The 11,272-nt window shown below is 44.8% G+C and carries 10 protein-coding genes and 1 pseudogene; 6 read left to right on the top strand and 5 right to left on the bottom strand.

Features of this window, described 5'->3' with window-relative positions:
* Both pbpC and FP827_00630 read left to right on the top strand, forming a co-directional pair.
* Positions 1 to 2,265, top strand: a pseudogene (pbpC, locus tag FP827_00625) (penicillin-binding protein 1C).
* 97 nt (positions 2,266 to 2,362) lie between these two features.
* Complete coding sequence (locus FP827_00630; GenBank protein ID MBA3051589.1) at positions 2,363 to 3,382, top strand: CapA family protein; 1,020 nt, start codon at positions 2,363 to 2,365, stop codon at positions 3,380 to 3,382.
* 58 nt (positions 3,383 to 3,440) lie between these two features.
* On the opposite strand, the gene FP827_00635 is transcribed toward FP827_00630, so the two are convergent.
* From FP827_00635 to FP827_00655, 5 genes are all read right to left on the bottom strand, one after another.
* Entirely contained in the window at positions 3,441 to 4,349 is a 909-nt protein-coding gene (locus FP827_00635) for a DUF2914 domain-containing protein (protein MBA3051590.1), read from the bottom strand.
* A 42-nt stretch (positions 4,350 to 4,391) separates the two neighbouring features.
* The gene (locus FP827_00640; protein ID MBA3051591.1) at positions 4,392 to 5,423 is read right to left on the bottom strand and encodes a hypothetical protein; all 1,032 of its coding nucleotides are present in this window, start codon (positions 5,421 to 5,423) and stop codon (positions 4,392 to 4,394) included.
* The gene (locus FP827_00645) at positions 5,420 to 6,517 is read right to left on the bottom strand and encodes a M20/M25/M40 family metallo-hydrolase (GenBank protein ID MBA3051592.1); all 1,098 of its coding nucleotides are present in this window, start codon (positions 6,515 to 6,517) and stop codon (positions 5,420 to 5,422) included. Before FP827_00645 ends, FP827_00640 begins: the two co-directional genes overlap by 4 nt.
* Positions 6,507 to 7,424, bottom strand: a complete 918-nt coding sequence (locus FP827_00650) for a helix-hairpin-helix domain-containing protein (protein MBA3051593.1) — start codon at positions 7,422 to 7,424, stop codon at positions 6,507 to 6,509. The genes FP827_00645 and FP827_00650 overlap by 11 nt, the downstream gene beginning before the upstream one ends.
* Positions 7,425 to 7,523: 99 nt before the next feature.
* Positions 7,524 to 8,993 carry a pyridoxal-phosphate dependent enzyme gene (locus tag FP827_00655; protein MBA3051594.1) on the bottom strand — a complete coding sequence of 490 codons (1,470 nt, stop codon included), beginning with the start codon at positions 8,991 to 8,993 and terminating at the stop codon, positions 7,524 to 7,526.
* 222 nt (positions 8,994 to 9,215) lie between these two features.
* On the opposite strand from FP827_00655, the gene FP827_00660 reads away from it, so the two are divergent.
* From FP827_00660 to FP827_00675, 4 genes are all read left to right on the top strand, one after another.
* On the top strand, positions 9,216 to 9,914 hold the full coding sequence (locus tag FP827_00660; GenBank protein ID MBA3051595.1) for a High molecular weight rubredoxin: 699 nt from the start codon (positions 9,216 to 9,218) through the stop codon (positions 9,912 to 9,914).
* Between the two features lie 46 nt (positions 9,915 to 9,960).
* Positions 9,961 to 10,335: a desulfoferrodoxin gene (locus FP827_00665; protein MBA3051596.1), complete on the top strand. Its 375-nt coding sequence runs from the start codon at positions 9,961 to 9,963 to the stop codon at positions 10,333 to 10,335.
* A gap of 16 nt (positions 10,336 to 10,351) precedes the next feature.
* Positions 10,352 to 10,927, top strand: a complete 576-nt coding sequence (locus FP827_00670) for a rubrerythrin family protein (protein ID MBA3051597.1) — start codon at positions 10,352 to 10,354, stop codon at positions 10,925 to 10,927.
* Between the two features lie 51 nt (positions 10,928 to 10,978).
* Positions 10,979 to 11,272: hypothetical protein (locus FP827_00675; protein MBA3051598.1), on the top strand; the 294-nt coding region annotated here is incomplete at its 3' end.

Here is an 11,272-nt window from a genome sequence, read left to right on the forward strand (position 1 = left end):
AAAACCGCCGCTTCGTGAAGGGTTAAGTTTTTCTCAGGCGGTATACGACCGCAATGGCAAACTTCTGCGCTTAACTCTTTCTTCAGATGAAATATACCGGTTATGGTTGCCACTATCTAATTTTTCATCTAACTTGATTGAAACTACCCTCCTCCGTGAAGACAGATTTTTCCGTTGGCATCCCGGATTCAATCCCATAGCCTTATCATATGCGGCTTGGCAAACATATGTATGTAATAAGCGCATTGGCGGTTCAACAATCACAATGCAGTTAGCCCGGTTGCGGTTCAAGATACGGACACGCACTATTATGGGGAAACTCTATCAAATTTTGCGCGCGATTCAAATTGAATGCCATTATTCTAAAGATGCTATTCTTGAAGCATACCTTAATCTTGCGCCGTATGGGGGAAATATAGAAGGCGCCGGAGCGGCAAGTTTAATATATTTTGGAAAAGAGGCGAAAGACCTTACTATTGTAGAAGCTATTACTTTAGCTGTAATTCCACAAAGTCCTACCAAACGAACCCCGTATTCAAATAATAGGGAACAAAAACTAAGTTCTGAATTCAGAAACGCTAGAAGATCTTTGTTATTAAAATGGGTCAAGAAACATCCACTAGACAGTATAGAACTACATGCATTAAAACTTCCTATAAGCATAAATGGTCCGGATGTTCTCCCATTTTTTTCCCCCCATTTTACAGATGCCTTGCTTAGTGACGATGAGCAGAGGACAGGCCGTATATATACAACCCTAAATCTTGAGTTTCAAAACTTATTAGAAAGACAGATAAGGAATTATATTGAAACCCAACAAAAAATCGGCATATATAACGCATCCGCTCTTCTTATTGATTATCAGACTATGGAAATTCTAGCCGCCGTTGGTTCCGCTAATTATTTTAATGATGCAATCCAGGGGCAAGTCAACGGTTTTCGCGCTAAACGTTCCCCCGGCTCAGCTCTTAAACCATTTATCTATGCTCTTGGTATGGATCAAGGCATTATTCATCCAATGACTATGTTGAAAGACGCGCCATCCAGTTTTGGAGGATTTAATCCTGAAAATTTTGACGGAGAGTTTCAAGGGCCTATAAAAGTTCGCGATGCGCTTATACGCAGTAGAAATGTTCCAGCTATGCAGGTTGCTTCCCAACTTGACAATCCCGATTTTTTCACATTTCTTAAGGATTCCGGTATTAATTTCCCGCATAATTCTTCGTATTATGGGCTGGCGCCGGTTTTAGGCGGCGCTGAAATAACCATGGAAGATTTGATAAAACTTTATGCAATGTTGGGGAATAAGGGGGTGCTTCGGCAACTCCGTAACCGAATAGACCTCTTCCCTGCGGGGGAACAAAGATTATTGAGTGAGGAATCCTGTCTACTAGTCCTTGATATACTTAAAGACATTCCCCGTCCTAATCAGGGCTACCACCGAGAGTGGCTTTGCGATTCTATCCCTGTACATTGGAAAACAGGAACTTCTTTCGCATTTCGTGATGCATGGGCAGTAGGAATTTTCGGTCAATATGCTTTAGCCGTTTGGGTAGGGAATTTTAATGGAGAAGGCAATCCTGCATTTGTAGGCATTACAGGAGCGGCTCCCCTTTTTTTGAAATAGTTGATGCTCTAAAATCCGATACACAGGAACAATACTCCAATAATCCACTTATAAGCGATAATATATCCAAAGTCAAGGTTTGCGCAGTTTCAGGTTTTTTACCGGGCCCTTTCTGCCCTAATCTTATTGATACATGGTTTATTCCGGGAAAATCACCCATTAAGCACTGTACTATTCATCGACAAGTTTTTGTTGATTCTAAAACCGGATTAAGAACATCTCCTGATGATTCAAAGAATATTGAGACACTTGTATGCGAATTCTGGCCGTCAGACATACTCAAAATATTTGAACAGGCAGGAATACCTCGACGCCTACCGCCGCCGTATGACCCGACCCTTATGCTAGAAAGTTGTTCATCAACATCCGGCAATGCGCCTCAAATTATTTCTCCAAATTCCGCCTTGACGTACAATTTCAGAATTAATTCCATAAAAGATCAGACTATTCCATTTACTGCCGTAACAGATGCGGATGTAAAACAAATATACTGGTTCGCAGATTCCAGCTATTTAACAAGAAAAAATGCCGGTGAAAACTATTTTTGGAAACCTAAGATAGGACACTCTGTTATTCGTGTTGTTGATGACCATGGCCGTTCAGATTCTCAGTCAATCAATGTAGAGGTTGTGAAATAATATTGAAAGCGATCATAATCTCATCTTGACGATTGAATGCTTTTATTAATTATGTTAAATTATATATAGAAACAAATAACTTGCGGGAGCTTATGTTTTGATTGATAAAAATTATTCAGCAATTTTTCTTAAAATAGCGATTGGCCTTCTGATAGCGGGTTTTTCCAATGCATCTGAAATTTCAATAATTGCCGTCGGGGATATAATGTTAGGCAGGCACATAGCAAAAGATATGGCGAAGAAAGGGAAAGGATATTCTCATCCTTATAAATTGGTGAAAAATCTAATTTCATCTGCGGATATAGCCTTTGCCAACCTTGAATGCCCCATATCATCAAAAGGCGTTTCAACAGGAAAAAAGTACAGTTTTTGTGCCAGCACAAAAAACCTGGAAGGTTTGCTATATGCCGGATTTGATGTTTTAGCTCTAGCTAATAATCATATTATGGATTATGGCCCCGAAGCATTTTCTGAGACATTAAAGCTTCTTAAAAATAAAAATATTACTTATGTTGGGGCAGGGAATAATTTAGAAGAAGCAAGAAAGGCAGGCTTTTTTAAATTTGCGAATACAAGAATAGCTTTTTTGGCATATGACTGCACTTTCCGCTGGTCTTTTGCAACAGATAAGAAGGCCGGTATTGCGCCGGGAAGAATAAAAGAAATACAACAGGATATAAGCAAAGCCAAAAAAGTGAGCGATATCATTATCGTTTCCTTCCATTGGGGCAATGAATATACCTCAACGGCATCAAAATTCCAAAAAAATCTTGCTCACAAAACAATTGACGCTGGCGCGGATATTATTATAGGCCATCATGCTCATGTTATACAAGAGATAGAATTTTATAAAGAAAAACCGATTATCTACGGCTTAGGTAATTTTATTTTTGATCAGGCTTTTGGGGATACCAGAAAAGGACTGGCTGTTAAATTTATTATCAAGAACAAACAATTGAACAAAATCGTGTGTATCCCGATAACACGAAATTATGATAAATATTATCCCCAGCCCGCTAAAAATCAAGAGAAGAAAGAAATTGTGGCATATATTTTAAAAATATCAGATTGGTCAAATTATAGCGACCGTATCAAGAATTTGATAACTTTTGAATAAAAAGCGGCCTATTTACAAATTTTAATAACAAATTTTTCCCTTTATACAATACGCCGTGTTAAGGATTTATTTTAAATGAAGCTTTTTGCGCCAGATTTCCTTTGGCATCAACTATCTCGACACGCCAGTCACCTGCCCAATTCGGCATGATTGTCTTATATGACCATGTACGATAATTATCATATTTTACTTTTAAAGAGGTTTCTGCAATTTTCTCATTATTGTAATACCACACATGTTTTATTTCAGTCGGTTCTTGTATTCCTGCTATTAAATTCCAACAGTAAATCTTACCTACATCAGCAGGAAATATTCTTGCTTCACCTATAATTTCTCTTTCTTTCACGCCAGTACCTAATTTGATTTCTATGTCTATATCTTTTGCAGTAGATTCGTCCATTACGATTTCTTCAGCTATATTCAATGCCGCCATTGATTCTTTTTCTGCGGCATCAATAGCTTCTGTTTCGGCCTTGTTCTCCTCAAGCACTTTTTGCGGAATATTATCAACGTTTTTCTCAATCTTTTGTTCCTGCTCTTCTTTTACGCCCTCTTCGGAACTTCCAATTGTAAAATCCAGCCTTTTTAACACCAAGTTATTATCATCCACTATTTCAACATACCAAGCCCCTGTCCATTGGGGCATAATTTTTTTACAACTGAAGGTTCTCATGCTTGGATATTTAATTTCCAGTGTCACTTCCGCCATTTCGGTATTTTCGTGATACCAAATATGTCTGACCTTAGTTGGAATGTTTTCACAGGATACCTTTGTCCAGAAATACACTTTGCCCACCTCTGGCGAAAAATCTGTTGCAATACCTACAGCTTCATTTTTCGCTACATGGGAACATAAAACGGCTTTTTCCAAAATAATATTTTTTGCCGGTAATATTTCCGGTATAAAAACCGAAAAAGAAACCATCGTGCAAAAAACAGTAAGTCCTTTCCGAATATTTGGATACATGATCTTCCTCCTCAAACTGGCGGCGGATTTACACCCGCAGCCCTACTCCACAGCGAAAGTTTTTTTCTCGCTGACGGCTTTGTTGCCGTAACAGTCTTCAGCGTCAAGATAAAAACTGTATCTGCCCTTTTCAAGTTTATATATTGTGAGGCACCACGGCGGCGCTGAAATGCCGAAACCCGTCGGGATTTCCCCGTTGTGGGCAAAAACACGCAGGCGGAGCCTTTCCGGCACGCCCTCCACTGCCGCGCAAACTCTTAAAATGCCGTCGTTGATCCCTGCTTTCAGCACGCTCACTTTCAAATTTTTCTCATGCTCAGGCACAAGCTTTATGCACAGCGCGGGCGTGAAAAAACTGATCTTTTTTTCCGGATTTCCCGGCGCTTTTCCGAAGTTGTCAGTGGACAGATAGGCATATTTGTTTTTTTCCGACCAGCCCGCGGCGATCACCGGGGCGTAAGAAGCCGATGTAAATAGCGGGTTGTTCGACCATGCGGCCACAAAATTGGACTGTTCGGCGGAAATTGCCGATATTGGCACCTCTGTCCAGAACCAGCGCGCCTCACCTACATTGTTCATGGCCTCGTTATAATCTCCTTCAAGCGGGATCTCGCTGTTGAACGCCGCGGTATATGTTTCCTTGCCGGAAAAATCCGAATCGGATGAAATGGATATATGTATTGCCGCGTTTTCAGCCGATCGCTTCTTCAAAGATTCTATTTCGGTTTTCAGATTCTCCTTTTCCGCGGGAGACGCGCCCTCAAGTTTTTTCTTTTGAGAGTCTATTTCCGCCTGTACGCCGGCTTCTATCTGCTTGAGGGTTTTAGCCCGCCCTAGTTTTACTCCGAGAAAAGCTTTCTTAAATTTTTTCTTTTCCGGCACCGGAGGAAGTTCCGCGATCCAGCAGTGGTCGTAGCCGATATACCAGTTGCCTGCCCAGCCGTTGTTGGCGAAAAGCTCGTATTCGTGGATGTTAGGCAAATCAGCTATATAAAGCGGCTCCGCCGCGCGTGACTGCCGGCATAAAAATAGCGCCGCCGCGGCACAGGAAAGCAGTAGCTTTTTTTTCATCATGTTGTGAGCTCAGCTATATGGGAGGGAAGCAGCCTGAAAAACTCAACGGACCGCTCAATATCCGACATTTTTATATTCTCATTTTTTTTGTGGCAAAGCTGCGGTTTGCCAGGCCCGAAACCTATCACCGGAATGCCTTTTGAGGCATAGGAGGAGCCGTTGGTGCAGAATTTCCAGTAAGCGGGCGAGGTTGTTTTTCCGTAGGCCTGCGCGAATGTTTTTTTCGCGGCAATGGCGTAATTGTGATCTTTAAGAAGCCATGCAGGGCAGAACTTTCCCGCTTCTATTTTTATTTCCCGGGGGAGGTTCTTTTTCAGGATTTTAATCAGCGAGCCAACGCTTTCTTTGTGGTTTATTCTGATGTCCAGGAGAACGCTGCAGCTCAAAGGCAGCACATTTTTTCCCTCCCCCTCGCTTTTTATCACGGTTGGCGTGACGGTCGTGGCCGTGAAGGGCGGCACGCTCCCGAATTTGAGTTTTGACAGAGAATTCAATGCCCCGTTCAGCATGGAAATGGCATTTTTACCTTTTTCCGGCATGGAGCCGTGAGCGGGTATGCCCCGCGCGGTGAGCGTGATCTCGATCCTCCCTCTCTGGCCGAAAATAAGTTTCATATCGGACGGTTCGGATATAAGGACAAAATCCGGTTTCACTTTTTCTTTTCTGAGGAAAACGCGGCATCCGTAACCCTCGTCAATTTCTTCCCTGTCGGAGGCGAGCAGATAAACTCTGTAATCTTTAGAATTCTTTATAAAATTCCCGGAAAAGATCGCCGCTCCAAGCGGGCCTTTGTCATCCACCGAGCCCCGAGCGTACAAGCGGCCGTTTTGAAATCGGGCGGTAAAAGGATCGCCGCGCCATCCGGCTTTCTGCGCCGGGATGGTGTCGGAGTGTATGTCGTAAAGAATTTTTATCTTTCCCGTCCCGATGCTGCCCCAGACGTTTCCGCCGTGTTCCCTGATATTCTTCCAGCCGTTTTCCCGGAGGGCTTTTTTAAGAAAAGCCGTCATGGCCGGATTTTTTTTGTCTGAACGTATATTGACGAGATTTTCCACCAGTTTCCGCAGATTTTTTCGGGAGGGTTTAAACGGCATAAATAAGATTTCCGTCGCTGATCAATTTCTTTTTTTTACGCGTGTCTATCAATTCGGGAGAAGAGCAGGACTGCATAAAAACCGGCAGGGGCGAGGTCCCATAAGAGCACACGGCGTTCGGCCTGAGCCCTGCGCCCGCCGGAGCGTGGATCAGATCCCGCTGATCGGATTCCGTCATATTGAACATCAGCAGAACACTGGCCGAGCCGAAAGAGATCATGAGGGCGCAGCCGGAAGATTCGCCGGAGGGCGGAAACATTTTTATCTCAAAAAAATCCCCGTTTTTTATTGTACCGCCGGAGGCGAAGGTTTTTACTTTCCTGGCCATTATCATCTCCGCGATGAATTTTTGTTTGCTACCGGTGTTCAATATCTCGTCCTCATTAATGCAGAAGAGAGAAGACGTATTGTAGCGCGCTAAAAATCTGTTGAGCGCCTCCATATCTTCCAGCCCGGTCAAGAGCAGGGCTTTTATTGCCGGGCGCCAGCCCATGAACCTTTTGAATCCGGCTATCGCGCCGGTTTCATGGAGTATATTTTCAATGCCGGAGTGCCTGACATTCCCCCCGTGGGGAAGATTTATTATGTAAATATTCTTCTCTATGCTCACTGCCAGCGACGAATTTTCCAAAAAAAAGATCGTCAGATCCGAATTAAGGAGCTTGTTGATCTCGTTTGTTATCCTGCTTTTCCACACATGCGGTGAAACCGCGTAAATATTGTAATCTTTCACTATTTCGGAATACACATGTTCGGGGACAATGGCGCTGAATTCCGAGGGGTTGACGAATTCGCTTTTGAGTTCCCTGTGGAGCGCGAGGCTCCTGGCGAGATTGTCGCCTATTCCGGGAAGCGTTTTGAGAGTTTCCACCGTTATCGTATTAAGGTTAATGCCTTTTTTATACATATCCCCTCCGGCTCGTTCCCCGCGGAACCAGCATGCATCGGCGCGCTATCCAGCACACGGGCCTGCAGATGCCGCCAACTGAGGCCGAAAACTCAGAGATTATTTATACTTTTTATTAACACCGGTTTTTTCATTAAACTCGTTTATGAGTTTGTCCCATTTGCCGGTAATATCCAGACGGTCCGACCACCAGTTCTCGTCGTACCACTGGGCGTCAAGATCTTCAACTTCCTTGCCCTGCTGTTCAACCCATGTGAAATATTTGAGATTGTGCATCCTCTTCTTATCGCGGTAACTGAGTTCGATAAGATGCTCGGTGTCTATCTCCTGAAGACAGGTCTCGTAATCTCTTGCCGTGTCAATGTCGGTATATTCCCCGCGCTCTTCCTTCAGCTCTTTGAGCCTGGAACCGTAGAGCTCCATTGAATCCGTGGCGACTGTGAAGACCATGTCATTCTCAGTCATCTCGTAATATTTCGCCATTTTGATCGAGCCTATTATATTCGCCACAGAGGATATTCCCAGGAGATCGAGTTTGGAAATGATCTCGTCAGAAACCCCCTGCTTTTTAAGATAGGCATGGCCCTTTTTCTCGTTGAAAAGCCTTATCATCCGCATACATTTCTCATCCTCTATGCCCGCGACCATATCCATATTTTTCAGGTTGTGCACCCATGGCACATGTTTATCGCCTATGCCTTCTATCCTATGGCCGCCAAAGCCGTTGTAAAGCAGGGTGGGGCACTCCAAAGCTTCGCCGGCGCCCACTTTGACTGAGGGATGGCACTTCCGGATATATTCCGCGCTGCCCAGCGTTCCCGCCGAACCCTGAGTGAGAAACATGGCCGAGAAACGCTGGTTCCCTTTTTTGTTATTCTGATAAACTTCTTCTAGGGCACGTCCCGTAACGGCGTAATGCCACATCATGTTCGTCATATCCTCGAATTGGTTGAGGATGACAACGCCGTCGCCCCTTTCCGCTTTCAGTTCATGGCATTTGTCATATATTTCTTTTACGTTGCTCTCCACTCCGGGGGTGGCGAAAATTTCGCTGCCCACCGTCTTCAGCCACTCAAATCTTTCTTTAGACATCCCTTCCGGCAGGATGGCAATCGCCGGCACACCAAGCAGATAGGAGTTATAAGCCCCGCCGCGGCAGTAATTGCCGGTGGAGGGCCAAACGGCTTTCTGGGTCGTGGGATCGAATTCTCCGGTGATCAACTTGGTGACAAGGGGGCCGAAACAGGCGCCGACTTTATGAGCCCCTGTCGGAAAAAATTTCCCTACCAAAACCATTATCCTGGCCTTCACACCGGTTATTTCTTTTGGAAGTTCTATATAGTTTACGCCGTCAAAACAGCCGCCGTGTTTCACGGGCTCGTTTTTCCAGGTGATCCTGAAGAGGTTTCTGGGATGCAGATCCCAAAGGCCTATATCTTTTAATTCGTCTTTTATGCCTTGGGGAACTTTCTCAGGGTCATACATCTGCTCGAAAGTGGGTATGATGATATTTTTTTCCCTGCACCGCTTGATCGTGTTTTCCAAAACCTGCTTTTTGTCTTTGGCCATTTCTTTCTCCCTCCTTAGTTTACGTTTGCATTATGGCGAACGTTCGAACGAATTATATAACTATTCCCCCAATTTTGCAACCGCGTAAAATGTGCCAGATTTTAATCTGCCGCAGTGCACGATTGTCTATTAGAATGGAGGGAGCCGCTCTTGAAATTGGCGGTTTAATTTGGTTACATTACTGATGGAAGGTTCTCGCAGAAGATAAGGAGGCGACATTGTATGGCTCTTGACCAGACTGCTCTTTTCAAATTAAGCTACGGTATGTATGCCGTGGGCTCGTTCTTTGACGGCAAGATCAATGCTCAGATAGTCAACACATTGTTCCAGGTTTCGGCCCAGCCCGCGACACTGGCCGTGTGCATAAACAAAAAAAACCTCAGCCATGAGCTGATCAGCTTATCCAAAGTTTTCTCCGTGTCGGTTCTTGAAAAAGAAACACCTGTGGAATTCATAGGCCTTTTGGGTTTCAGGTCCGGCCGGGATATAGACAAATTCAAAGATATGAAATATAGAAAGGGTCCGTCCGGCGCGCCTCTCTTCCTCGAACACACGCTGGCGCACATGGAGTGCAAAGTCGTCAAAACGGTAGACGCCGGAACGCATGATATTTTCATAGGAAAACTTTCCGGTTCGGAAAATATCAAAGAGGGCGAACCCATGACCTACGCCTACTATCATGTTGTAAAAAAGGGAACGACGCCCGCATCGGCGCCTGTGTCAAGCGAGATGGTCTTAAAAGTGGCCAAGGAGGCAAGCGTGCAGAAATATGTGTGTACCGTGTGCAATTATGTTTATGATCCCGCCGCCGGTGATCCCGATTCCGGTATAGCCCCGGGGACGCTCTTCAGCGATCTGCCGGATGACTGGGTCTGCCCCGTCTGCGGAGTGGGAAAAGAAAGTTTTAAGGAAACCGACTGAATTCAAGTAAACGGTTTTCGAACCGGCTTTTGCGAAAGGGGGATTTGTGATAAAAAGATTCGATGTTTTTAAATGCGGCGTTTGCGGGAATATTGTCGAACTTGTGTATGCCGGCGGCGGACAGCTCGTCTGCTGTGAAAAACCCATGATACTGATGGAGGCAAAAACGCGGGATGAAGGAAAAGAAAAACATGTGCCCGTGATAGTGAAAACGGAAACAGGTGTGCTGGTGAAGGTCGGGGATGTCCCGCATCCCATGGAAGAAAAACATTATATTTTGTGCATAGAAGTGATAGCCGATGGCAGAATATGCAGGAAATTCCTCGCTCCGGGAGACAGGCCGGAAGCGGAATTTAAAATCGGCGGTGGGAATCTTATCGCCCGGGAATACTGCACCGTTCACGGCCTCTGGAAAAACTGAAAAGGAGAATGCGGAAATGGCGAATTTAAAAGGAACAAAGACGGAAAAGAATTTGATGGCGGCCTTTGCCGGAGAATCACAGGCGCGGAATAGATATGATTTTTTCGCCTCGAAAGCGAAAAAAGAAGGCTTTGTGCAGGTATCGGATATCTTCAGCGAAACTTCCGCCAACGAAAAGGAGCATGCCAAAAGACTCTTTGAATTCATGACCGGCGGAGAAGCCGGTATAACGGCGTCTTTCCCGTCCGGTATCGTCGGTACAACCGCGGAAAATCTCAAGGGTTCCGCCGCGGGAGAGAATCACGAACACACCGAGATGTATCCCGGTTTCGCGAAGATCGCGGACGAAGAGGGTTTTGTCGAGATCGCCGCCGCGATGCGCTCAATAGCCATCGCCGAAAAACAGCATGAAAAACGTTTTCTCGGACTTTTAAAAAACATAAAAGCAGGAAAGGTTTTTAAAAAAGACACTCCTGTCAAATGGCGCTGCGGGAATTGCGGCTATATACATGAAGGAGCGGAAGCGCTCGATGAATGTCCCGCCTGCGCCCATCCGCAGGCCCATTTCCAGCTCCTGGCGGAAAACTGGTAACTTGAAAACTTGCGAAAGTTTTGAAAAAAGTGTTTAAGGAGGATATAGCGTATGCATGAAGAAAAACAATGCCCTTATTGCGGCGAGATGGTAAAATCAGTTGCAAAAAAATGCAAGCATTGCCATGAATGGCTGGACGGCGGCCTGTTCAGCAAAAGGTCTCCGTTGATTCGGATAGCTCTGCCTGTCATACTGTTTGTCGCGCTCTATCAGTTTTTCGCGGTGTTCGCGTCTTTCAAAATGATGCCGTGCCTGAAAAAAAAGTTTTTGCCTAAAGAATACAGCGACGAATCCGGCCTTAAAGTTCATTCGCACAAAGTGAGTAAAGGAAAAAGGAATATTGAT

This window comes from Candidatus Omnitrophota bacterium (assembly GCA_013791745.1).
Lineage (GTDB): Bacteria > CG03 > CG03 > CG03 > CG03 > CG03.

Coding starts and splice junctions, on each gene's coding strand:
- FP827_00660 (MBA3051595.1), top strand. CDS start 9,216: ATGGCTCTTGACCAGACTGCTCTTTTCAAATTAAGCTACGGTATGTAT.
- FP827_00645 (MBA3051592.1), bottom strand. CDS start 6,517: ATGCCGTTTAAACCCTCCCGAAAAAATCTGCGGAAACTGGTGGAAAAT.
- FP827_00655 (MBA3051594.1), bottom strand. CDS start 8,993: ATGGCCAAAGACAAAAAGCAGGTTTTGGAAAACACGATCAAGCGGTGC.
- FP827_00635 (MBA3051590.1), bottom strand. CDS start 4,349: ATGTATCCAAATATTCGGAAAGGACTTACTGTTTTTTGCACGATGGTT.
- FP827_00670 (MBA3051597.1), top strand. CDS start 10,352: ATGGCGAATTTAAAAGGAACAAAGACGGAAAAGAATTTGATGGCGGCC.
- FP827_00640 (MBA3051591.1), bottom strand. CDS start 5,423: ATGATGAAAAAAAAGCTACTGCTTTCCTGTGCCGCGGCGGCGCTATTT.
- FP827_00650 (MBA3051593.1), bottom strand. CDS start 7,424: ATGTATAAAAAAGGCATTAACCTTAATACGATAACGGTGGAAACTCTC.